The organism is Mesorhizobium monacense, from assembly GCF_056781675.1.
The window spans coordinates 3,529,033-3,551,394 of record NZ_CM165567.1 but is presented as its reverse complement, the minus strand read 5'-3'; the positions used below and the strand labels follow the sequence as shown (position 1 = coordinate 3,551,394).

Below are 22,362 nucleotides of genomic sequence, written 5' to 3'. Positions count from 1 at the left end.
GGCCAGAAATAGGTCGCAGCGCTTCGGTGTTGCATGTTGCCGGCAGCAGCCCTGTCGCGAAGATCCTAATTTTTCCTTCTATCGCCGGCAGGCAAATCGGCTAGTCTGAACGCCCGAGAGCAACAATCACTTTCGGGATTTTCATGGATCTTGCGACCCTCTCTGCCTTTGCGGCCGCCTTCTTCGTGTTCGACGCCAGTCCCGGCCCCGACAATATGACGATCGTCGCCCGCACGATCTCCGGCGGCGCTGCATCGGGCATTGCCTATGGCGCCGGAACGGTGGTCGGCATCCTCCTCTTTCTGATGCTCGCCGCCTTCGGCCTGTCGGTCATCGCCGCCAAGATGGCGGTCGTCATGACAGTGCTTCGCTATGGTGGAGCGGCCTACCTGATCTGGATGGGCGTCAGGCTGTGGACTGCGGTCCCCGTGGTGCCGGAACTGCAGCCCGTTTCGGGCGGGCGCGGGTTGTTGACGATCTTTGCCACGGGCATCGCCCTCAACCTCGGCAATCCCAAGATGCCGCTGTTCTACGTCGCACTGCTGCCCAACGTTGTCGGCGCGTCGCTCACATCCGGTCATCTCGGCATGCTGATGGTGGTGATCCTGGCCGTCGAGGCAGTGGTGATCGGCGGCCACGTCATCCTTGCCACCCGCGCCCGCAACCTGTTGCGCACGCCCAGGATCGTGCGCCGCGTGAACCGCGCGGCGGGCGGCGTGATGATCGGTGCTGGCGTCGCCGTGGTCGCCACGCGCTGAGAGCATGATCCCGAGTTGGGCAACATCTCATGATCTTTGCGGCTGGCAATCCTAGGGCGTGACTTCCCCATCTTATCGCGGCGCGGTTCTGTGCTGTCCGGACAGGTAAGCGCAGATCAGCTCAACGAGCTGCTTCTGCAATTCCGGCGCCTCCAGCATGCCGCGTCGCGCCGCATTGTGGATCACGCCCTCGACCGCGGAGGAAAGCACGCGCGCCACGGTCTCAGTGTCTTTCGTGCGTCTGCGATACTGCGCCACGGCAGCCGCGTAGCGTTCGAGATAGCGCGACTGGAAAGCGGCATGCGCTGCCCTAGAGCCGCGATCGCCCGGCGCTTCGTCGAGCAGCACCTGGTGCAGCGTCGGATGGATGCTGTGCGCCGCGATCATGCCGCGCGTGAGTTCGCGCGCGAATTGCCGGAGCGGTTTCTCGTCCGCTGCCGCATCGCTGATAACCGCGAGCACCTGATCGAAGTGGCGGCGCCGGATCGCCTCGACCAGCGAGAGCTTGTCGGGGAAATACTGGTAGAGCGAGCCGATGCTGGCGCCCGCCGTCTCGGCCACTTTGTTGGTGGTGAAGCCGGCCCATCCGAGATCGCTCAGAACGCGAGCACCCGCCTCGATGATCGCCTCGACGGTTGCCCTGGAACGCGCCTGGCTCGGCTCCTTGCGCATGCGCGAGCGCGGCTTTGCAATGCGAGTAGACATGCCTGCTCCATCTTCGCCAGAATATAAACAACATACTCACATTTCCAAACAAGGGAACCGACCATGAGCGCCCTGGCCTTGCTTCGCAGCCTCTTCACCTATCAGGCCTGGGCCAATGATGAGTCGCTGGAGAAACTCGCGAGCCTCGACTCACATGCGCACGCCAAGGAGCGCCTCGTCGCGATCCGTCTCCTCAATCACAGCCACGTCGTGTCAAAAATCTTCGCGGCGCATCTCACCGGCGCACGCCACGGCTACGTCGCCGACAACACCGAAGAAACGCCGTCGCTTGATCGGTGCGCGCCGATGTCGCGGCATCGGACCGCTGGTATCTGGACTATCTGGAAACCGTCTCGCCGGACTATCTGTCCGAGCCCGTGCCGTTCGTCTTCACCGACGGCGACAAGGGATTGATGTCGCGCCAGGAGATGCTGACCCATGTCATCATCCATGGCGGCTACCATCGCGGCGAAGTCGGGCGCATGCTCTCGCAGGTTTCCATCACGCCGCCATGGGATACGTTCGCCGTTCATCTCCACCAGACCGAGCCTTCGCGGCGGTTGCAGGCGTTACGTTAGCCGCTAAGCGACTGATATTGCAAAAGTTTACGGTCTGACGATGTCGGCACAAACGAGACTCTGACGTCGGCACCATGATCTCCAGAAAAAAGCGAGCTAAAAGCTCACTTCTTGTCAAATGCCGCAAGATGATGCGACGGCGCGCCTGTCGTGTTGCTATCGTCTTCACCCTCCTTCGTCGCACGGGACAAGACGAAGCGAGCGATCCGAAAACTCTTCATGATCTTCGCAACGCGCAGTCGATGTCCGCGGTCGAACCCGCGCGAAAAATCCTGAGCGCGTCGACAAGATCGACCAAGATAGAGCGCGAAGAATTTCCGTCACAGAACTTCGTTGCGAGATCAAAGATGCCTGGCGAAATTCTTCGACGATCAGCACGATCGCATTGTGGTCGTAACCGAAATTTAATCTGATAAAATCACTGTAATGCTTCGCTGGCTAGACACGCGCGAGTCAGATAAGCATGACACGCCGGGTCACTAACGGCCATCGGCAACAACGCAAGGGGCATCGCATGGCTAAGCAGTCATCCAAAGCGCCGGCATCCAAGGCACCGGCAAAGAAAGCACCAGTAAAAGCAGCAGCGGCGAAGGCCGCGACTGCAGTGAAGAAAGCAGCACCCGCTGCCAAGCCGAAGGCGGCAGCGCCCAAGGCAAAAGCAGCACCGGCTAAGAAGCCGGCTGCAAAGGCCGCGGCGAAACCCGCAGTGAAGAAGGCAGCACCGGCCAAGGCCAAGGTTGCACCGGCGAAGAAGGCAGCACCTGCCAAGAAGCCGGCTGCAAAGGCTGTGGCGAAACCTGCGGCGAAGAAAGCAGCACCGGCCAAGGCTCCGGTCAAGGCAGCTGCAGCGAAGTCTTCGGCACCGGTGAAGAAGGCCGCGCCTGCCAAGAAGGCGCCTGCGAAGGCCGCGAAGAAGTAATCGCGTTTCTTCGCGCGCCGGGGACAGTACCGGGACATGAGGGCGGGTGCCTTGGATGCGCCGCGCTCTCCGCACCGGTGTTGAGGCGCACGAAAAGAGGGGCGGACGTAGATATCTTTCGCAGCTCCCAGGACTTCGCCACACGGCGAAGTCCGGTGGGGCTTTTTTGTTGCCGTGAAAGATGGGCAAGAAGCCCGGTCTACCTCGCCATGGCGAGAGCCTTTTCAAGCGCGGGATCGCGGCTGGCGGCATAGTCGGCAAACGCGAGATCCAGCCCGCGACCTTCACCACTAACACTTCCGTGTAGACGCCCAGGTGCTCTTGCTCGCCGAAGGCAGCGCCGATGCCTGGCGGCAGGATTTCTTCGTCCTGGCTGTTGCGTGGGCGAGGGTGCCCGGTCAACAGTGCCGGTCCGCAAACAGGGAACCGATCATGCCGAAGCTGCTCTACGCGTCCACGTCCCCCTATAGCTCCAAGGTGCGCATGGCGGCACTCTATGCCGACATCGCCGTCGATCTCGTGCCTGTAAAGACCGAGGACAAGCCGGCCGAGCTGATATCAGCCAATCCGCTCGGCAAGATCCCGGTGCTGGTGCTCGACGACGGCCGCTCGATCCATGACAGCCGGGCGATTACCCAGCATCTCAACCGCCTGTCGAAGAACGCGCTGTTTCCGCGCAACCCGGACAAACGGCTCGAGGCCGAAGTGCTGGAGGCCATGGCCGACGGCATCTGCGATTGTGCGCTGTCGATGGTCTATGAGCGGCGCACGCGGCCGGAGGAGATGGTCTACCAACCCTGGCTCGATCGCCAGTGGGCAAAGATCACCGCGGCGCTCGACCTGCTCAACGCCAACCCGCCAAAACTGCCGAAGAAGATCACTGCCGGCCAGATGGCGCTGCGCGCCTGCCTCGGCTACCTCGCGCTGCGCTTTGCCGGCAAATGGGAAAAGGGCCGCGGCCGGCTGACCCGCTGGGCGGCGCGTTTTGACGAGAAATTCCCGGAACTGAAGCCGGCGGTTCCGGGCTGAGGGCGACGGAAGGCGCCACTGACGTTGGCAATTGGCGAAAGCAGAAGCGACGGCCAATCTCCCCCACGAGGGGGGAGATCGGCAACTCCGCCGCGCTCCACTTCCATATTGAACCGCCGCCGGACTCGTGCTTGGCTGTCGCCCTGCAAATCGCACAGGGGCGGTGAGCATGCCGAAATCAGCCAGCGACAGCACAGTAGACCCCATGCTTGACCGTCTGCGCGCCGCTCTTGCCGGACGCGACTTTACCGAGCAGAAGATGTTCGGCGGCACCTGCGTTCTCGTCAACGGCAACATGCTCGTCGGAACCTCGAAGCGCGGACTGCTGGTTCGCGTCGGCAAGGCCGCGCATGAAGCGGCGGTCGCGCGCCCGCATGCGCGGGTCATGGAGATGGGCGGACGCTCGATGGAGGGCTACGTCCATGTCGCGCCGGAAGGCACCGCGACAAAAGCCGATCTTGGCGGCTGGGTCGATCTCGCGCTGGCATTCGTCGGCACGCTTCCACCAAAATCGAAACCGGCCAAGGTCGCAAAGAAGCGCGCCTGACCGGGTGGCGCAGCGGCATTCTGAGTTCAGTCGAGTCAAAGTTGCCGAGCTGGGGCGCACGGCGAGGGGAGGGTGCGATGGTCTATCTTACAGGAAATTGCATGTGCGGGGCCGTTGCCTGGACCTACTCCGGAGACTTGACGCGCAATCTGGTCTGTCACTGCGCCGATTGCCAGCGCGCCACGTCGTCCCCCGTCACAGCCTTCCTGGGCACGAAGCCGGAGCATCTGAACTGGACCGGCGAGATCGTGCACTATGAGAGCAGCCCCGGAACGTTTCGGGGATTTTGCCCGTTCTGCGGCACAAGGCTCTATTTCCGTTCCCGGAAATGGCCTTCGGAGATTCACGTCCACGCCGCCACGATGACCGATCCGGGCGAATACCAACCGGACGCGCAGGTCATCATGCGCTCGCGGGTGAAATGGCTCGACCGGCTGCAGTCGCTTCCCGCTCATCAGGGTTTTCAGCAAGCTCCGTCGGATTCTGCCGATACGCCCTGAGGTGGAGCGAACGCGCACCTGCCTGAACGGACAAGTTTGTTGCCCGCTCGTACAAAGTTCTCGAAACCGGCAAGCTCTTGGGCTAGAAAGGTTTTTGAGAATGGCGGCGTGAAACCCTTGCAATGAACATAACCGACGACGACAGCCCAAATGGCGGGCGCAACGCCATGTTCACGCCGCCCGGCGATACAGCGGGCGCGGAGCGGGCAGGGCGCCCGCGCAAGGCGCTGCTGTCGTCCTCTATGGTCGGCTCGACCAATCGCGGCCGCGTGCTGCAGGCGCTGTTCGATCTCGGTCCGACCAGCCGTGCCGAACTGGCGCGGCTTGCCGGCGTCAACCGCACCACCATCTCCGGTATCGTGCAGCCGCTGATCGACGACCAGGTGCTGATCGAGAGCGATCCGATCCCCGCCAATCCCGGCGGCGGCAAGCCGGCGCGGCCGCTGTGGTTCTCGCCCAATGCCCGCCCGATCTGCGGCGTGCTGTTGATGCCGGACGCGGTTCATGCCTGCGTCTCTACGCTCGACGGCAAGATCGAGGCGGAGCGCAAGATGGCGCTGCCCGATGGTCGGGGGCCGGTCGGGCCTATCATCGAGACCATCGCCGAATGCGTCGGCGACACGCTGGCCAAGGCGCGGCGAACGCCCTTCGGCATCGGCGTCGGTGTCGGCGGCATGGTCGACACCGATCGCGGATCGATCGTCACCGTCAATCTCGCGCCGGCGCTTGACCGCTATCCGCTCGCCGATGAGCTCGGTCGCCGCTTCGGCCTGCCGGTCAAGCTCGACCACCATCCCCGCGCCCTGCTGCTCGGCGACCGCTGGTTCGGCGCCGGGCGCGGCGTCAGGCAATTCGCCGTCGTCTACACCGGCGAGGTGCTGGGCGGCGCGCTCTATTTCGACGGCCATCTCTATCGCGGCACGGCGGGTGCCGGCGGCGAGCTCGGCCACACCTTCGTACAGCTCGACGGCGAGCTCTGCCGCTGCGGCCGGCGCGGCTGCTGGGACACGATCGCGACGCTGAGCTGGCTGCGGCGCGAGGCAGCCGGTGCAGGTCTGCCCGAACCCGAACTGATCGATTCCGGCCGTCTCACCGACATGGCGGCGCGCCAGGTGCCGGGCGCCGAAAAACTGCTCGATCGCTACGCCCGTAACGTCGCCGTCGGCATCGCCAACCTGCAGCAGACGGTGGCACCCAATATCTTCATCCTGCACGGCGATGTCGTGCTCGGCGGCGACCGCCTGCTCGAAGCCATCGCCACCCACGTCCGCGCCATGGTGCCGGCGCGGCCGGGCGGTGCGATCGAATTCATCGCCGGCGATGCAGGCGATGGCGCGGCGCTGCTGGGTGCAGCGGGGCTGGTGATTTCGGAGCTGCTGCAGCTGCCGATTTAGGTCTGTGAAGATTGTCGAAAGCCGGAATGAGAGCCAAATTCCCCCCTTGCGGGGGAGATTGGCTGTTTCGCCCCGCCTACCGCCCCACCAGCCCAGGAAAACTCTGGAACCAGGGCCGCATGCGCTCGAAGCGCGCCGCCATGGCGAGCACGCTTTCGTCGGCATGCCGCCGCCCGATGATCTGCATGCCGACTGGCAGGCCCTCCTCCGTCAGCCCGGCCGGCACCGAGATCGCCGGATGGCCGGTGTAGTTGATCGGGTAGGTCATGCACCAGCCGATCAGCGGGTCGACCGCCTCGCCATTGATCGAGGTCGGGCCGATCGTGTTGCCATCGGTTGCGTTCTTCACCGGTGGAACCGCGAGCGTCGGCGAGACGATCAGGTCATGCGTCTCGAACACGTCCTCCAGCCCGTCGCTGACGCCGGTGCGCAGAAGGTCGTCGAGCGCGTGCTCGACCGCCGACACCTTGTAGGCGCCCTCCAGCATGGCCAGGAATTGCGGCGTCAGCGCCGCGGCGTGTTCGCCCATCAGGTCGATGCCTTCCTGCTTCCAGTAGACGGCGATCGCAGCATAGTGGATCGAGATCGTGCGCACCCAGAGTGCCGCCAGTTCCTTGTGGTCGGCCTTGAAGTCGAGCTCGACCTCATCGACCGCGATGCCATTCTGCCGCATCGCCTCGACCGCGCCGGCAATGATGGCGGCGACCTGGCGGTCGACCGGAAAATTGCCGAGGCGCGGGCTGTAGGCGACGCGCAGCTTTCGCGCCGGCGCCTGCACGGCGCCGACATAGTCGACGCCGTCATCGGGCAGGCTGAGCGGGTCGCGGCTGTGCGGACCGGCCATCACCTTGGCCATCAGCGCGGCATCGGCCACCGTGCGCGTCAGCGGTCCGATATGGACCAGCGGATGCCCCCACAGGAAGCCGTCGGGACGCGTCACCGAAGGGATGCGGCCGAAGGACGGCTTGAAGCCGACGCAGCCGCTGAACGAGGCGGGGATGCGCACCGAGCCGCCGCCATCCGTGCCTTGCCCCAGCGCCGCCATGCCGTCTGCCACCGCCGCCGCACTGCCGCCAGAGGAGCCGCCGGAATTGTAGCCGATCGCCCATGGCGTGCTGGTCGGACCGAAGCGCAGATTGTCGGTGATGCCCTTGTGGCCGAACTCCGGCGTGTTGGTCTTGCCGAGCACGATGGCGCCGGCACCGAGCAGGCGCTCGACCGCCACCGCACTGGTCTTCGGCACCCGGTTCTTGACCGCAAGCGAGGCCATCGATGTCGGCACGCCGGCGACGTCATCGAGATCCTTGATACCGACCGGCACGCCATGCAGGGGACCGAGCGGGCCGCCGGCCATCACCGCCTTTTCGGCGACGCGCGCGGCGTCCATCGCCTCGTCGCCGAGCACCAGCGTGTAGGCGTTGACCAACGGGTTGCGCGCTTCGATGCGGCGCAGATACGCCTCGGTCACTTCGACAGGCGACAGGTCGCGGCGGCGGATGCGCTCGGCCAGTTCCGTGGCCGGCAGGAAGCAAAGCTGCGTTTCTGCAGAAGTCATGAAGCCATTTCCGTCTATTTGATGAACACTGGATTTGCCGATCCGCCGGTGCCCTTGCTGACCTTGGCCGGGCTCGCGCAGTAAAAACCTTCGTAGCGGCGGTCGGCGGCGCAGTCGGCGGCCAAAGCGTCGAGCGACGCCATCTCGGTGAAGACGACGCCAAGGTTGCGCATCAGCGCCGCGTGCAGCACCAGCATCAGGCCGGTTTCGGGTTCGTAAGTGGTCTCGTTGGCCAGCGTGTCGGTGACCAGGCTGGGGATCTGCATCTCGTCGAACCAGCGCACCAGGTCGAGGCTGAAGGTCAGGCCAGGCTCCCAATAGTTTTCACCAACCGTCTGACTACCCGCCGCCAGTGCGCCGACCCAGCCGGTGCGGACAAGCAGGATGCTGCGCGGCAGGATGTCGACGCCTTGCGCCCGCGCGCACTCCATCAGGTCCAGATGCGTGAACGTCTCGGCGCGCGCCAGCGCCGGCTTGCCGCGGAAGCGGGCAATGTCGAGCAGCACGCCGCGGCCGACGATGCCGCGTTCGGCGATCGGCATGATACCGGCCCTGGTCATGCCGCCATTGGTGCTCGATGCCGGAAAGCCGTTCCACAGCGTGTCGTCGAACCACATATGGCCGAGCGCGTCGCAATGCGTGCCGGCTTGCGCGAAGCCGGTGACATAGTCGTCGGCGAATTCCAGTCCGCCAGGCAGCGGGTGCCAGTGGCCGTTCTCGAAGCCGGCCTTGTCGGCGACCATAAAATGCTTGGCTGGCCAGCGGCCGGGAAACACCGCATCGCCCTCATGGGTGGCAATCGGCACGCCGAGGGTGAAGGTGCGGCCATACCGCACCGTTGCCAGTCCGTACATGACCTGCTCGGCGGTCAGATAGTTGAGCGCGCCGATCTCGTCGTCGGCGCCCCAGTGGCCCCAACGGTTGGGCGCGTCGGCGAGCAGCCGGCGTAGCGTCATCGTGTCGGTCGCGCTCATGCGCCAGCCGCCGCGATGGCAGAGCGGGGCGTCATCGCCTCCCTGGCGCCAGTGATGTAGGCGACGACGTCTTCCATATTAGTGGCGGCGCTGGCGAGGTCGGCAACCTTGCGGCCGCGGCGCATCACCACCACGCGGTTGCACACCTGCCAGAGGTGATCGAGATTGTGGGTGACCATGACGATGGTCAGCCCCTGGGCGCCGAGCCGCCTGATCAGGTCGAGCACCTCGCGCGATTCGCGCACGCCAAGTGCGGCGGTCGGCTCGTCGAGCAGCAGCAATTTGTGGCCCCAGAAGGCGCCGCGCGCGATCGCCACCAGCTGGCGCTGCCCGCCGGACATGCGGTCGACCGGCTTGCTGCGCACGCCGGGAATGTCGATGTTGAGTTGCTCGAGGCCGCGCACGGCGGTGTCCCCCATCGATTTGCGGCGGATCCAGCGCAGCAGCGCCGGGCCGCGGCCAAGCGCCAGCTCGCGGCCGAGGAAGAAGTTCTCGGCCGCGGTGAAGGTGCCGATCAGCGACAGGTCCTGATAGACCGTCTCGATGCCGAGCCGTTGCGCCTCGGCCGGTGGCGACAGTTTCTGCGGCCGCCCTTCGAGGATCACCTCGCCGGAGGTCGGATCATGCGCACCGGCCAGGATCTTGATCAGCGTCGACTTGCCGGCGCCATTGTCGCCGACCAGGCCGATGATGTCGCCCCTGGCGATGTCGAGCGAGACATTGTCGAGCGCCTGGATGCCGCCGAAGCTGCGGCAGATGTGGCGGAGCGAAAGCAGCGTTGCCTGTGCCATCTCGCTCACCCCCGTCCGTAGCGGCGGCCGATGCCGCCGAGCGCTACGGCGACGACCAGCAGCGAGCCGGTGAACAGGAACTGGGTGAAGATCGGCGCACCGATCATGGCCAGCCCATTGTTGCCGACGGCGACCGTCAGCACGCCGATCAGCGTGCCCAGAATGTGGAACTGGCCTTCCCTGAGTGCTGCCGAGCCGAGGAAGGCGGCCGAGAACGAGGTCAGCATGAAGCTGTCGCCCGCCGTCACCTGTCCGGAGCCGAGATTGGAGGCCATCAGCACGCCGCCGATCGCGGCACAGGTGCTGGCGATGGCGAAGGCGACGATGCGGCTGCGGTCGACGGCGACGCCGGCGCGCCGCGCCGATTCCGGGCTCACCCCGATCGCCTTGATGTGCTGGCCCTGCACCGTTCGGTTGAGGATCACCCACAGCAGCGCCAGCACCACGGCCATGATGATGACCAGATGCGGCACGCCGGCGATGCGGCCGATGGCGATGTTGGTGAATTCCCGGCTCTGCGTGAGCTGCAGCGGAATGCCGCCTGAATAGGCGTAATTCAGCCCGACGACGATGGTGCCGGTGCCGAGGGTTGCGATGAAGGCATTCACGCCGATCTTGGAAACGACGATGCCGTTGACGATGCCGATCAGCGTGCCGAGGCCGACGACAAGCATGATGGCGAGCGGGATCGACAGGCCGCTGTAGCTCAACAGCCCGACCACGAGCAGCCCGCAGAAGCTCGCGACGTAGCCGATGCTGAGGTCGAAATCGCCGGCCACCAGCGGCACGGTGAGACCGGCCGCAACAATGGTGCCGATCGCCATGTCGTTGATGATGTTGCGGAAATTGCCGATCGTCGCAAAGGTTCCCGGCTGCAGGACCGAGAAGATCAACAGCATCGAGCCGAGCACGATGATGGTGCCGTAGGTGCCGAGCAGGCGCATCAGTCCCGCGCGCCGATCACCGGCGACGACCGGACGGGACTTCGCCTCCGCCGACGGCAATGGGCGAGGGGCCTCCGCCGCGGCGGAGGTTTCAGGCAGGGAGTGATCGGCGGGCATGGCGGCTCTCATGAAGGGCTCCGGTACGGCCGGGCCGGCCGGGCCGTCATTCTGCAGAGCTTACTGCGGATTGTCCTTCATGAACTGGTCGACATTGTCCTTGGTGACGAGCGTGTAGCCCGGCACGAAGGATTTCGGCTGCCACTTGTCGCCGGCTGCAAGAATGTCGGGGATCTGCTCGACAAGCATCTTGCCGGCCGAGGTCAAATCGACGCCGAGCGTGGCGGTCATCGTGCCGTCCTTGACCGCCTGCACGGCGGGCGCGGTGGCGTTGAAGGAATAGACCTTCACGTCGCTGCGGCCGTTCTGCTTCAGCGCCGCAATGGCACCCATGGCGTTGTCGTCATAGCAATTGAAGATTGCGAACGGCCCTTTGGCATCGGCATTGGCGGCGAGCCAGGCGCTGGTCGCGGCCTGCGAGGATTCAGCGGCACCCGGGATGCTGATCTCATGCGAGGTCGCCTTGAGCCCCGGCTTGGCCTTGACCGCCGCATCGAAGGCATCGGCGCGCTCGCGGCACGGGATGCCGGGGTGATAGGTGAGGTCGAGCAGGGTGCCGGTGTCGCCGACATCCTTCAGCATCAGGTCGATGAGCGGTGGCGCGGCGCCCGTGCTGGCTGAAAGCGCGATGCCGTCGGCCATGCCGCCGCCTGCCGAAAGCACCGGGATCTTCGCATCCGCCGCCGCCTGCAGACCGGCGGCCAGGCCGGTCGAATCGAAGACGGTGACGATGATGGCGTTCACCTTCTTGGTCGCCAGCTGCTTGATGCTGGTGATCGCCTGCGAGGGATCGCCATTGGCGTTGAGTGTTTCCACCGTCCAACCCTTGGACTGGGCCTCCTTGCTCATTGTGTCGACCATCTGGTTGGTGTCGACGTCGGAGGTCGAAAAGGTGACGATTCCGATCGTCAGCTTGTCGTCGGCGTGGGCAGCCGGCGCGAGGCATGCCGCGACCAGCGCCGCGGCCGAAAGTTTCTGAAAGCGGTTCACGTTCCTATCCCCTGTTTGACCGAGTGTTCCGGCTCGCATCTCGACCGCACGGAGCCCTACGGGCCTTGAGTGCGGGTCGCCACAGATTAGGAATGTTTGTTCGTGCGAGCCACGTACTAACTATAGGCATAAGCCGCAGAGTGACGCAACGGCAAATTGCGGGCTTCCCCTTCTCCCCTTGTGGGAGAAGGTGGCCGAGCGAAGCTCGGTCGGATGAGGGGTGTTGGAAGGATCGCCGCGCTGGAGAACTAAACGCTTAAAATTGCTCGATCTTTCAAAGCCGCGTTTCTTCCAGCACCCCTCATCCGTTTCGGCGCTGCGCGCCGATCCACCCTTCTCCCACAAGGGGAGAAGGTTAGGAACGAGGCTGCGCCAGGCACAAAAAAGCCGGGCGCGAGGCCCGGCTTTTCGTGTCGTGGCTTGAACGACAATCAGAACTTCATACCGACGCCGAAGGTGACGCGGTTGTCCTTGACCTTGACGTTGCCAAGAGAGCCGAAGTCCTTGTCGCCGTAGTCGGTGTAGCGGTACTCGACGCGGCCGAACACGTTGTCAGTGATCTTGATGTCGGTGCCGACGCCGGCGGTCCAGCCGAACATCGCATTGCTGTCGTCGGTGCCGGTGACGCTATCCGTGATCTTCTGGTTCCTGCCGGCGAGACCGCCGGTGCCGTAGAGCAGGATCTCCGGGGTCACGGAATAGCCGAGGCGGGCACGCAGCGAGCCTTCGAAGCCGCCCTTGGCGTCGATGCCGTCGCTGTCGCCCTTGACGCCGTTGTAGCCGAGATCGGCTTCAGCGCCGTAGACGAAGTTCTCCTGCTGCCACTGATAGCCGCCGAAGACGCCGCCGACGAAGCCCTTGGTCTTCACGTCGACGCCGGCGTCACGGGCATCGGCATGGCCACTAAAGCCATAGCCGGCGCTGATACCGGCATAGGGGCCGGCCCAGGAAGCGACCGGAAGTTCGGCAACCGGGGCGGCCGGTGCCGGCGGCTCTTCCGAGACCACGTCCGCCGCATAGGCGGTTCCACTGAGGGCGAAGAGCCCGAGTGCGACAGCCAGCGGCCGTGCGAATTTGAGATTGGCTTGCATTGTTCTTTACTCCTTAAGCCACAGGACACAGGCTTGTTTTTCACGATCGCCATCGACCCGTCCGGGGGGTGAAACGGATCTGGCGTTCGTATGTTCCAAATGTCGTGTCGAAATGCGGCTGAAGCGAACCTGAACTTGGGTCATTCCCCGGCGCGAATGAGGCTGAACCTTGACGTTGCATCTTCGCAACAGCGAGATGTCAGCACGCTTGGCATGCTGCACCGCACTCGGCTTGGTGCAAGGAGTCCAGCGCCCTATATTGCGGTCCGGTTGGCCGAGTCTCGGCCGGAGCCGAAATGCCGATCGGGCCGCTTGCCACAATCCTGCCCCAGGTGGAAACGGCATTTAACCCCTGGGCGCGTCATAATTTGCCGGCGGCCGGAATCGAGACCGCGATTGAGGATTGACAGGATGAGCGAAGCCGCCGGAACGGCGCTGGTTACAGGCGGGGGAAAACGGATCGGCAAGGCGATCGTCGAGGATCTCGCCAGGCACGGTTTCGCCGTCGCCATCCACGCCAACCGCTCGCTGGCCGCAGCCGAGGCGCTTGCCGCGCGGATCCGGGACGACGGCGGCCGCGCCACCGTGGTCGGCGCCGATCTCACCGACATGGACGCGGTCGGCGACCTCGTGGGACGCGCCGAGGCAGCGCTCGGCCCGGTCACGCTCCTGGTCAACAACGCCTCCCTGTTCGTCGACGATAGCATCGAGGATTTCGACTGGGCCGTTTGGGACCGCCACTTCGCCATCCACGTGAAGGCCCCGGCACTTCTGGCGCAGAACTTCGCCCGCGCGCTGCCGCAGGGGGAGGAGGGGCTGATCGTCAACATCATCGACCAGCGCGTCTGGCGACCGACGCCGCGGTACTTTTCCTATGCACTATCGAAGTCGACGCTGTGGAGGCAGACCGAGATGATGGCGCAGGCGCTGGGGCCGCGCATCCGCGTCAACGCCATCGGCCCCGGACCGACGCTGAAGAACGCGCGCCAGGAAGACAGCGATTTTGCCGCGCAGGTCGACGGGCTGATCCTGAAGCGTGGCCCTGAATTGCCCGAATTCGGCGCCACCATCCGCTATCTCTGGGCGGCGCGCTCGATCACCGGCCAGATGATCGCGCTCGATGGCGGCCAGCATCTTGCATGGCAGACGCCCGATGTGACAGGCATGGTGGAATGAGTCCCGCAGACCACAAACACAAGCGAAACGGTGCCGCCGACGATCTGCCGCCCGACATTGACCTCGAGGACGAGGCCGCGGAAGAAATCGTCGAGCCGGAAGCCATTTCGGCCGCACCCGACGTCGGCTTCACGGCAATAGACTGGACGCCGCATGCCGGCGATGCCGATGGCATGGTCGGCGCCGAGGTCATCCAGACCTTGGTCAAGCGGCTGCCCAATGCGCCCGGCGTCTACCGCATGATGAATGCGGCCGGCGACGTGCTCTATGTCGGCAAGGCGCGCAGCCTGAAGAAGCGGGTGACCAACTACGCGCAGGGGCGGTTCCACACCAGCCGCATCGGCCGCATGGTGCGCGAGACGGCGACGATGGAGTTCGTCGTCACCCGCACCGAGATCGAGGCGCTGCTTCTCGAAGCCAATCTGATCAAGCGCTTGCGGCCGCGCTTCAATGTGCTGATGCGCGACGACAAGTCGTTTCCCTATATCCTGCTGACCGGCGATCATGTCTCGCCCGGCATCTACAAGCATCGCGGCGCGCGCTCGCGCAAAGGCGACTATTTCGGCCCCTTCGCCTCGGCCGGCGCCGTCGGGCGCACCATCAATTCGCTGCAGCGCGCCTTCCTGCTCAGAAGCTGCACCAACTCCTTCTACGAAAACCGCACAAGGCCTTGCCTGCTCTACCAGATCAAGCGTTGCGCCGGCCCGTGCACCGGCGAGATATCGCATGGCGACTATGCCGACCTGGTCAGCGAGGCGAAGGATTTTCTGTCCGGCCGCAGCCAGAAGGTGAAGACGGAAATCTCCGCCGCCATGCAGCAGGCCTCTGCCGACCTCGATTTCGAGCGCGCCGCCATCTATCGCGACCGGCTCGCCGCACTGTCGCATGTGCAGAGCCACCAGGGCATCAACCCGCAGACGGTCGAGGAGGCCGACGTCTTCGCCATCCATCAGGAAGGCGGCCAGGTCTGCATCCAGGTGTTCTTCTTCCGCACCGGCCAGAACTGGGGCAACCGCGCCTATTTCCCCAAGGCCGATCCGGCGTTGGAAGCGGCCGAGGTACTGGGCTCGTTCCTGGCGCAGTTCTATGACGACAAGCCGACGCCACGCGCCATCCTGCTATCGCATGGCGTTGAAGAGCAGGAGCTCCTGGCGGAAGCGCTCTCCACCCGCGCAGGCCGCAAGGTGTCAATCGCGGTACCGCAGCGCGGCGAGAAGAAGGACCTGACCGACAACGCGCTGCAGAATGCGCGCGAGGCGCTCGGCCGCCGGCTGGCCGAAACCTCGACTCAAGGCAGGCTGCTCACCGGTTTTGCCGAGACTTTCGGCATGGCCAAGCCGCCGGTGCGCATCGAGGTCTACGACAATTCGCACATCATGGGCACCAACGCCGTCGGCGCCATGGTCGTCGCCGGGCCGGAAGGGTTCGTGAAGAACCAGTACCGGAAATTCAACATCCGCTCGACCGAGATCACGCCGGGCGACGACTTCGGCATGATGCGCGAGGTGATGGAGCGGCGTTTCTCGCGGCTGCTGAAGGAGCATGGCGATGCGCCGCCAAGCACCGAGGCCGAGGGCGAGACGGAAGACGACATCGAGGGCAATGGCGGCTTCCCGGCCTGGCCCGACGTCATCCTGATCGACGGCGGCCAGGGCCAGATGAGTGCGGTGCGCAAGATCCTGTCCGATCTGGGCATCGAGGAGCGCGTCGTGGCCATCGGCATCGCCAAGGGCCAGGACCGCGACGCCGGCCGCGAGCGCTTCTTCGTCAAGGGGAGGGACTCGTTTTCGTTGCCCGTTCGCGATCCCGTGCTCTATTTCGTCCAGCGCCTGCGCGACGAGGTCCACCGCTTCGCCATCGGCTCGCACCGTGCGCGGCGCAAGAAGGAGATGGTCAAGAGCCCGCTCGACGAAATCAGCGGCATCGGCCCCGGCCGCAAGCGGGCGCTGCTCCTGCATTTCGGCACCGCCAAGGCCGTCAGCCGCGCGGCGGTGGAGGATCTGGTCAAGGTCGACGGCATTTCCGAGCAGGTGGCCAAGCTCGTCTACAATCATTTCCACGAGAGTTGACGAGGTGTATCGCTGTTCAGGTGATGTCGGCCTGACCTGAGTTTTGATACGCCCCCAGGTCTTTTCGACTGGCCAATCGAAATTGTTCTGTTGACCCCCCACATTCGCTTCTGATTTGAGTACGCAGGCAGAAAGAGTCCCAAAAATATGGCCCAGCGCGCGTTCAACCTGCCCAACATGCTCACCTACGCCCGCATCCTCGCGGTGCCGCTGGTCGTGCTGTGCTTTTTCCTTGAGGGCCATCTGAAGTCGAGCGACTTCGCCCGCTGGTTGGCTCTGGCCATTTTCCTGCTCGCTTCGATCACCGATTACTTCGACGGCTATTTTGCACGCGCCTGGCAGCAGACCTCCAACATCGGCAAGATGCTCGACCCGATCGCTGACAAACTGCTGGTCGCCACCTGTCTGCTGCTCTTGGCCGCCGACACCGACCGCCATGCTGGCATCGCTGGCTGGTCGCTATGGGCGGCGATCATCATCCTGTGCCGTGAGATCCTGGTCTCGGGCCTGCGCGAATATCTGGCCGCGCTGAAGGTCTCGGTGCCGGTAACGCAACTGGCCAAATGGAAGACCACCATCCAGATGGTCGCCATCGCCTTCCTGCTCGCGGGACCTGCCGGCGACAAGATTTTCCCGCTGACCACCCAGACCGGGCTGGTGCTGCTGTGGATCGCGGCGCTCGTTACGCTCTACACCGGCTACGATTATTTCCGCGCCGGCTTAAAGCACATCATGGACGAGTGAGATGTCCACGAAGCTCATCTATTTCGCCTGGGTGCGCGAACGGATCGGCAAGCCGGAAGAGGATGTCGAATTGCCCGCCGGCATCGAGACGGTCGCCGACCTTCTGCGCTGGCTGAAGTCGCGCGGCGAGGAATACGAGCACGCGTTGCAATATCCAGACGTGATCCGCGTCGCCATCAACCAGGAACATGTCGAGCACCGCGAGAAGATCGCCGGCGCGCGCGAGATTGCGCTGTTCCCGCCGATGACCGGGGGCTGAACCATGTCCGGCGCGGTGGTGCCTGTCGTGCGCATCCAGGCGCAGGATTTCGACGTCGCCGCCGAGATCGCCAGGCTGACCGAAGGCCGCGCCGACATCGGGGCGGTGGTGACGTTCTCCGGCCTCTGCCGCGACGAGCAGGGCAGGCTGTCGGCCCTCGAGCTCGAACATTATCCTGGGATGGCCGATGCCGAGATCACTCGCATCGCTGGCGAGGCAATCGAACGCTGGCCGCTGCAAGGCCTCACCGTCATCCATCGCCACGGCAAGGTCGCTCCCGGCGAAAACATCGTGCTGGTGGTGACGGCTTCCGCGCATCGCCACGCGGCATTCGAGGCGGCGAACTTTTTGATGGACTACCTGAAATCGCGCGCGCCGTTCTGGAAGAAGGAGCACCATGCCGACGGCTCCGCGGGCGGCTGGGTCGACGCCAAGGAGATCGACGACAAGGCGGCCAGCCGCTGGAAGACGCCGTCCAAATAAACTCTCCCGCAGCCATTCATTGACCGCAATCCTTTGGCCAATCTGTTGCCATCGGTCAGCCTGGGCAAGGGAGAAGGTCATGCTGGACAGGATCGCCGAATTCTTCATCTTCGGTTTCGTGCCGCTGGTCGTCGGCATGCTGGCGGTGCCGGAGATGTCCAATGCCGCCGAAAAGACCCTGAAGGGCGAGGTGATGTATCGCGAGCGCATCGCGCTGCCGCCCAATGCCGTGCTGTCCGTCCAGCTTGCCGACGTGTCGCTGGCCGATGCGCCGGCGGCGATCATCGGCGAGCGCAAGGTGGCGCCGGCCGGCCAGGTGCCGATCAAGTTCGAGATCAGCTTCGATCCCCAGGTGATCCGCCCCAACATGACCTATGCGCTGCAGGCGCGCATCACCATCGAGGACAGGCTGATGTTCATCTCCGATACGCGCCATCAAGTCGATCCGCTGAGCGATGCGCCGCAGACGATCATGCTGAAGATGGTGGCGCCGGACGCGGCGGCAGCGCTGCTCGGCCAGAGCTGGCTGGTCGAATATATCGACGGCATCGGCGTGATTGCGGAGCCGCAGGCGACGTTCAGAATCAGCGAGGCCGGCAAGGCTGGCGGCAGCGGCCCCTGCAACGCCTATTTCGCCACCGCGAAGGTCGATGGTTCGACGATCGCCATCAGCGAGATCGGCTCGACCTTCAAGGCCTGCGCGCCTGAAGTCATGGCCGAGGAGAAGGCGCTGTTCGAGGCGCTGGCCAGGGCGGCGTCCTACCATGTCGATGCCGGCAAGCTCACCATCACCGACAAGGACGGCAAGGACATCCTGCGCTTCAACGCCGCGAGCTGACCGTCGGACGATCTTTGCGCTGCCGAGGCAGCACCCTCCTCTGAGCGATGCTGGGGCTGGGTGAAAAAAAGGCCGGCGAAACGCCGGCCTTTTGACTGCAACCGGGTCCGTCGGCTCAGCCGACGATCTCGGTGTCCGAGAACCAGTACTTGATCTCCTGCGCGGCGGTCTCCGGCGCGTCCGAACCGTGCACGGAATTCTCGCCGATCGACAGCGCGTGCACCTTGCGGATGGTGCCTTCGACGGCGTTGGCCGGGTTGGTGGCGCCCATCACTTCGCGGTTCTTGGCAATCGCGTTTTCGCCTTCCAGCACCTGAACGATGGTCGGCGCCGAGGACATGAACTCCACCAGCTCGCCGAAGAACGGACGCTCCTTGTGCACGGCATAAAAGCCTTCCGCCTCGCGGCGGCTCATCCACACCCGGCGCGAAGCGATGATGCGCAGGCCGGCGTCTTCCAGCATCTGCGTGATGGCGCCGGTGAGATTGCGCCGCGTCGCGTCCGGCTTGATCATGGAGAAGGTGCGTTCGATCGCCATTGGGTCGTCCTTGCTTTTTGAGAATGGGAATTGGAGTGGCGGGCTCTATACAAGCCGCTTCGGTCCTTGCCAAGGGGAGGCGGCTTCTGGCCAAGGCCGGAAGTTTGCGGGATAATTAGACGGCTGCACGGGCCCCGGGCGCGCCAAGTCCTGGAGCATCGCGGCAGCGGAGCCGAAGGCGATGAACTGGCCTTACCTCAAACGCGGCGACATCACTGGCATCCTCTTCGTGGCCGTTCTTTTCACCGTCATCACCCTGGTCCTGCTGTTCCTGCCCCAGTTGAAGCAGGATTTCGGCTTTGGCCCGGAATGGCAATGCGCGCCTATGGAGGAGGGCGATCCAATCTGCGTCAGACTGGTCCTGGAAGATGAAGCGAGGTAGCCGGCGCTACCGCCTGATCACCACCGGCGGCCGCCGCTGCTCCCAGCCCTCGCGCTGCAGCGTCGGCACGCAGTCCTCCTCGCTCGGATAGCCGACACAGAAATAGCCGATCAACGTCCATTCCGGCGGCGTGTCGAGGATATCGGTCATCTCGGCTGGATCGAGGATCGAGACCCAGCCGACGCCGATGCCTTCCGCGCGCGCCACCAGCCACAGCGTGTGCACCGCCATCACCGCCGAATAGTCGATTGTCGCCGGCATGGTCAGGCGTCCAAGCCCATGGCCTTGCCCCGTTGTGCGGTCGGCGAAGACCGCGAACTGGCAGGGCGCCTCGGCAAGCCCGGCGAGCTTCAGGCGCGCGTAGAGCGCGGCGCGCTCGCCCGAAAAGCATGCGAGCGCCTCGGCATTGCAGCGCTCGAAGCAGCGTTTCACGGCGTCGCGTCGCTCCGGGTTTTCGACGACGACAAAGCGCCAGGGCTGGCTGAGCCCGACGGACGGCGCGATGCTGGCAAGTTCCAGAAGCCGCTCCAGCGTGCCTTCGGCAAGCGGCGTCGGCTTGAACCGCCGCACATCCCGGCGCCAGCGCAGCAGCGTCTCCAGCCCGGTGCGAAAGTCGTCGGGAAAATCTGGGCCTGACGTCATCGCGCCGCGTTGCCTTTGCTGTAGCCGCCCGGCCGCGCCGGATTTGCTCTTCTGTGCCCCGATCAGGGTGGCGATGAGGCGCGCGAAGCGACGCTCGCGTGTCCGCTTTGTCGCATTTCGGAGTCGGCTACGCCGCCGCGACCGTGCGGCCCAGGCCTTGATGCAGATCGAGACAGCGTTCGAACCATTGCGCCACGGCGTCGCTGTCCTCCAGCAGCCGGTAGGGCGAGGCGATGCGTGCCCATTGCAGCGCGCCGAAGACGATGTAGTCGGCAAAGAGCGGCGAAGCGCCCCCGATGAATGGCTGGTATCCGAGCATCGAGCGCAATGGCTCCAGCGAGGCGCGAAAGCCGGCAAGGCCTGCGCCGCGGGCAGCCATCACCTCTTCCAGCCGCTTGCCCAGGCGCTGTTCGCGGCTGGCGCGGAAATAGGCCGCGTTGTCGTTGTCCTGCATGGCATGCAGGTCCATCAGCGCCGCCGTCGTGATGTAGGGATGGATGGTGAGTTGCGACCAGCGCTCGATGAAGCGCGCCATCGCCTTGCCGCCTTCGCCGCCAAACAGTGTTGGGCGGTCGGGATAAGCCTCGTCGAGATAGAGCGCGATGCTGAAGGAATCGGCGACCACCTTATCGCCGTCGCGGATCACCGGCACGGTCTTCGACACGCCGCCTTCGACAGCAGGCACTTCGAGGAAGCGCGTCGGCATGCTGGAACTGGTGAGCCCCTTGTGGGCGAGCGCCATCGCGATCTTCCAGCAATGTGGGCTGAACGGGCGGGCGGTGTCGCGTCCGACGAGCTCATAGAACAGAATGGTCATTGGCGCGAATCTTCCAAGGGTTTAGGTAGGCCGAATTCGATGCGAGCGAGGCCGGAAAGATGAAACAGCATTTCATGATGTTCGCGGCCTACAATCAATGGGCCAATGGACGCATCTACGAGGCGGCCGCCGATCTCCTGGACGAAGAATTCGAAAGGGATGTCGGCGCCTTCTTCGGCTCGATGTCGGGCACGCTCAACCATCTGCTGGCCGTCGACCGTGTCTGGATGAAGCGCTTCACCGGCGAGGGCGATGCACCTTCGAGGACCGACAAGATTCTTCACCGCGCTCTGCCTGTCCTTGGGTTGGCGCGCGAGGCGGAAGACAAGAGGATCGTCGACTGGGTCGGTGGCATGAGCGACAAGGCGCTTGCCGGCCGCTTCTCCTACATGACGCTTACCGATATGCGCACCGTCTCGCAGCGGCTGGCGCCGGCGCTGGATCATTTCTTCAACCACCAGACCCATCACCGCGGCCAGGCCCATATGATCCTGACCGTGCTCGGGCGGCCCTCCGTGCCGCTCGACCTGATGCTGTTCCAGCGCAGCGAGGAAGGCCGTGCCTACGCCTGAGTTCGGGATCGGGTATGTGGCATATTAGGAACTTCTAAATTTTTAGAATAAAGCATGCTTTGTTTTAGCGCATTAATGAAATATTCAAAAACCAGGATTCGTTGAAACAGAAAGAGCGATGAAACTGAAGTGCATCTCCAAGCGTAGCCCTTGCTGCATGAGCAATATAACGGATTTGTTCCAAGAAATTGCGGTGCAGGAACTGGATGGCAACAAAAGGAGAGTGTCATGCCTAGTATCGTTCGGAAAATCGCTGGAACTTTTGCAAGTGGAGCGATTATCGTTATTCTCGCCGCTCCTGCAAATGCGGCCGAGGTTGGCCTTGGTGGCCTTGGCGGCGTTTCCATCGGCGGCAATTCAGCCAACGGCAATGTGGGCGGCGCCAATGGGGCCAACGCAGACGCTTCCTTCGGCGGCAGCAGCACCAGCGCCAACGCTTCGCTCGGTGGCTCGGGTGCCGCCAATGCCAATGGCACCATTGGTGGTGGCGGTGCCGCGGCTACGGCGTCCCTGGGCGGGACCAACGGCATAGGGACCAATGCGTCCCTGGGCACCGGCAATGGGGTCAATGGAGCGCTGGGAACGACGCTCGGCGGCACGAGCGCCAATGTCGGCGTCGGCACCGGGGTTGGAACGCCTGGCATTCCCGGCGCCCCCGGCACTCCGGCAACTCCCGGCACACTGGGTCTGCCCGGCGCCGTCGCCCAGATGTCGACCAGTCAGCTGACGCGGTTGAAGAAGCGTTGCGTCGACGTACTGAGCAGCGAAGGCACCTATGACCGCGAGCTGCGGCAGCTTTGCCTGCTGATCGCGCGCCGGTAGCTCGCCTGCCACGCGTTGACGACAACCTTCGGCAGTCGGAAGGCCCGCCATTCAGATGGCGGGCCTTCCAATAAATATTAGCGCGTCGAACATTAGTGTCTTTGCGGGGAAAAGTTTAACCATGTTCG

26 protein-coding genes are annotated in these 22,362 nt (G+C 64.4%); 15 read left to right on the top strand and 11 right to left on the bottom strand.

Annotated features, from left to right (window positions below; all coding sequences use genetic code 11):
- Positions 1 to 143: 143 nt before the first annotated feature.
- Positions 144 to 758: a LysE family translocator gene (locus AC1RUK_RS17390; RefSeq protein ID WP_481834628.1), complete on the top strand. Its 615-nt coding sequence runs from the start codon at positions 144 to 146 to the stop codon at positions 756 to 758.
- 72 nt (positions 759 to 830) lie between these two features.
- Here the strand turns inward: AC1RUK_RS17390 and AC1RUK_RS17385 are convergent, their stop codons facing one another.
- Positions 831 to 1,430: a TetR/AcrR family transcriptional regulator gene (locus AC1RUK_RS17385; RefSeq protein ID WP_481839472.1), complete on the bottom strand. Its 600-nt coding sequence runs from the start codon at positions 1,428 to 1,430 to the stop codon at positions 831 to 833.
- A gap of 329 nt (positions 1,431 to 1,759) precedes the next feature.
- Between AC1RUK_RS17385 and AC1RUK_RS17380 the strand changes: the two genes are divergently transcribed.
- Positions 1,760 to 2,041 carry a DinB family protein gene (locus tag AC1RUK_RS17380; protein ID WP_481834629.1) on the top strand — a complete coding sequence of 94 codons (282 nt, stop codon included), beginning with the start codon at positions 1,760 to 1,762 and terminating at the stop codon, positions 2,039 to 2,041.
- 453 nt (positions 2,042 to 2,494) lie between these two features.
- Here the strand turns inward: AC1RUK_RS17380 and AC1RUK_RS17375 are convergent, their stop codons facing one another.
- Positions 2,495 to 2,998, bottom strand: a complete 504-nt coding sequence (locus AC1RUK_RS17375) for a hypothetical protein (RefSeq protein WP_481834630.1) — start codon at positions 2,996 to 2,998, stop codon at positions 2,495 to 2,497.
- Between the two features lie 394 nt (positions 2,999 to 3,392).
- Between AC1RUK_RS17375 and AC1RUK_RS17370 the strand changes: the two genes are divergently transcribed.
- The 4 genes from AC1RUK_RS17370 (at position 3,393) to AC1RUK_RS17355 (ending at position 6,430) form a co-directional block, all read left to right on the top strand.
- On the top strand, positions 3,393 to 3,989 hold the full coding sequence (locus AC1RUK_RS17370) for a glutathione S-transferase family protein (protein WP_436175857.1): 597 nt from the start codon (positions 3,393 to 3,395) through the stop codon (positions 3,987 to 3,989).
- Between the two features lie 169 nt (positions 3,990 to 4,158).
- A complete protein-coding gene (locus AC1RUK_RS17365) occupies positions 4,159 to 4,536 on the top strand; it encodes a TfoX/Sxy family protein (RefSeq protein ID WP_481834631.1) in 378 nt (125 codons plus the stop codon).
- Positions 4,537 to 4,613: 77 nt separating this feature from the next.
- Positions 4,614 to 5,036: a GFA family protein gene (locus AC1RUK_RS17360; RefSeq protein ID WP_481834632.1), complete on the top strand. Its 423-nt coding sequence runs from the start codon at positions 4,614 to 4,616 to the stop codon at positions 5,034 to 5,036.
- Positions 5,037 to 5,158: 122 nt separating this feature from the next.
- Complete coding sequence (locus AC1RUK_RS17355) at positions 5,159 to 6,430, top strand: ROK family protein (RefSeq protein WP_481834633.1); 1,272 nt, start codon at positions 5,159 to 5,161, stop codon at positions 6,428 to 6,430.
- Positions 6,431 to 6,506: 76 nt separating this feature from the next.
- Here the strand turns inward: AC1RUK_RS17355 and AC1RUK_RS17350 are convergent, their stop codons facing one another.
- From AC1RUK_RS17350 to AC1RUK_RS17325, 6 genes are all read right to left on the bottom strand, one after another.
- Entirely contained in the window at positions 6,507 to 7,985 is a 1,479-nt protein-coding gene (locus AC1RUK_RS17350; protein ID WP_481834634.1) for an amidase, read from the bottom strand.
- Positions 7,986 to 7,999: 14 nt separating this feature from the next.
- Entirely contained in the window at positions 8,000 to 8,959 is a 960-nt protein-coding gene (locus AC1RUK_RS17345) for a cyclase family protein (RefSeq protein WP_481834635.1), read from the bottom strand.
- Positions 8,956 to 9,750, bottom strand: coding sequence for an ATP-binding cassette domain-containing protein (locus AC1RUK_RS17340; RefSeq protein ID WP_481834636.1), 795 nt, complete (start codon positions 9,748 to 9,750; stop codon positions 8,956 to 8,958). The genes AC1RUK_RS17345 and AC1RUK_RS17340 overlap by 4 nt, the downstream gene beginning before the upstream one ends.
- A 5-nt stretch (positions 9,751 to 9,755) precedes the next feature.
- On the bottom strand, positions 9,756 to 10,823 hold the full coding sequence (locus tag AC1RUK_RS17335; protein WP_481834637.1) for an ABC transporter permease: 1,068 nt from the start codon (positions 10,821 to 10,823) through the stop codon (positions 9,756 to 9,758).
- Between the two features lie 48 nt (positions 10,824 to 10,871).
- On the bottom strand, positions 10,872 to 11,801 hold the full coding sequence (locus AC1RUK_RS17330; protein ID WP_481834638.1) for a sugar ABC transporter substrate-binding protein: 930 nt from the start codon (positions 11,799 to 11,801) through the stop codon (positions 10,872 to 10,874).
- Positions 11,802 to 12,232: 431 nt separating this feature from the next.
- The gene (locus AC1RUK_RS17325; RefSeq protein WP_481834639.1) at positions 12,233 to 12,892 is read right to left on the bottom strand and encodes an outer membrane protein; all 660 of its coding nucleotides are present in this window, start codon (positions 12,890 to 12,892) and stop codon (positions 12,233 to 12,235) included.
- 411 nt (positions 12,893 to 13,303) lie between these two features.
- Here AC1RUK_RS17325 and AC1RUK_RS17320 point away from each other — a divergent pair, with 411 nt between their 5' ends.
- From AC1RUK_RS17320 to AC1RUK_RS17295, 6 genes are all read left to right on the top strand, one after another.
- Positions 13,304 to 14,068 carry an SDR family oxidoreductase gene (locus AC1RUK_RS17320; protein ID WP_481834640.1) on the top strand — a complete coding sequence of 255 codons (765 nt, stop codon included), beginning with the start codon at positions 13,304 to 13,306 and terminating at the stop codon, positions 14,066 to 14,068.
- Positions 14,065 to 16,137 carry an excinuclease ABC subunit UvrC gene (gene uvrC / locus AC1RUK_RS17315; protein WP_481834641.1) on the top strand — a complete coding sequence of 691 codons (2,073 nt, stop codon included), beginning with the start codon at positions 14,065 to 14,067 and terminating at the stop codon, positions 16,135 to 16,137. The genes AC1RUK_RS17320 and uvrC overlap by 4 nt, the downstream gene beginning before the upstream one ends.
- Before the next feature lie 147 nt (positions 16,138 to 16,284).
- Positions 16,285 to 16,881 carry a CDP-diacylglycerol--glycerol-3-phosphate 3-phosphatidyltransferase gene (pgsA, locus tag AC1RUK_RS17310; RefSeq protein WP_436175869.1) on the top strand — a complete coding sequence of 199 codons (597 nt, stop codon included), beginning with the start codon at positions 16,285 to 16,287 and terminating at the stop codon, positions 16,879 to 16,881.
- A 1-nt stretch (position 16,882) separates the two neighbouring features.
- Entirely contained in the window at positions 16,883 to 17,140 is a 258-nt protein-coding gene (gene moaD / locus AC1RUK_RS17305; protein WP_436175870.1) for a molybdopterin converting factor subunit 1, read from the top strand.
- Positions 17,141 to 17,143: 3 nt separating this feature from the next.
- On the top strand, positions 17,144 to 17,623 hold the full coding sequence (locus AC1RUK_RS17300; RefSeq protein ID WP_481834642.1) for a molybdenum cofactor biosynthesis protein MoaE: 480 nt from the start codon (positions 17,144 to 17,146) through the stop codon (positions 17,621 to 17,623).
- Between the two features lie 79 nt (positions 17,624 to 17,702).
- The gene (locus AC1RUK_RS17295) at positions 17,703 to 18,461 is read left to right on the top strand and encodes a YbaY family lipoprotein (protein WP_481834643.1); all 759 of its coding nucleotides are present in this window, start codon (positions 17,703 to 17,705) and stop codon (positions 18,459 to 18,461) included.
- Positions 18,462 to 18,576: 115 nt separating this feature from the next.
- Here AC1RUK_RS17295 and ndk read toward each other — a convergent pair whose 3' ends face one another.
- A complete protein-coding gene (gene ndk / locus AC1RUK_RS17290; protein WP_481834644.1) occupies positions 18,577 to 18,999 on the bottom strand; it encodes a nucleoside-diphosphate kinase in 423 nt (140 codons plus the stop codon).
- Positions 19,000 to 19,180: 181 nt separating this feature from the next.
- Here ndk and AC1RUK_RS17285 point away from each other — a divergent pair, with 181 nt between their 5' ends.
- Positions 19,181 to 19,381: a hypothetical protein gene (locus AC1RUK_RS17285; protein WP_436175878.1), complete on the top strand. Its 201-nt coding sequence runs from the start codon at positions 19,181 to 19,183 to the stop codon at positions 19,379 to 19,381.
- Positions 19,382 to 19,387: 6 nt separating this feature from the next.
- Here AC1RUK_RS17285 and bluB read toward each other — a convergent pair whose 3' ends face one another.
- Both bluB and AC1RUK_RS17275 read right to left on the bottom strand, forming a co-directional pair.
- Positions 19,388 to 20,023: a 5,6-dimethylbenzimidazole synthase gene (bluB, locus tag AC1RUK_RS17280; RefSeq protein ID WP_481834645.1), complete on the bottom strand. Its 636-nt coding sequence runs from the start codon at positions 20,021 to 20,023 to the stop codon at positions 19,388 to 19,390.
- A 127-nt stretch (positions 20,024 to 20,150) separates the two neighbouring features.
- Positions 20,151 to 20,840 carry a glutathione S-transferase family protein gene (locus tag AC1RUK_RS17275; protein ID WP_481834646.1) on the bottom strand — a complete coding sequence of 230 codons (690 nt, stop codon included), beginning with the start codon at positions 20,838 to 20,840 and terminating at the stop codon, positions 20,151 to 20,153.
- 59 nt (positions 20,841 to 20,899) lie between these two features.
- Between AC1RUK_RS17275 and AC1RUK_RS17270 the strand changes: the two genes are divergently transcribed.
- Together AC1RUK_RS17270 and AC1RUK_RS17265 are read left to right on the top strand one after the other, a co-directional pair.
- Positions 20,900 to 21,412, top strand: a complete 513-nt coding sequence (locus AC1RUK_RS17270; protein ID WP_481834647.1) for a DinB family protein — start codon at positions 20,900 to 20,902, stop codon at positions 21,410 to 21,412.
- A 228-nt stretch (positions 21,413 to 21,640) separates the two neighbouring features.
- The gene (locus AC1RUK_RS17265) at positions 21,641 to 22,234 is read left to right on the top strand and encodes a hypothetical protein (RefSeq protein ID WP_481834648.1); all 594 of its coding nucleotides are present in this window, start codon (positions 21,641 to 21,643) and stop codon (positions 22,232 to 22,234) included.
- The last annotated feature ends 128 nt before the right edge of the window (positions 22,235 to 22,362 follow it).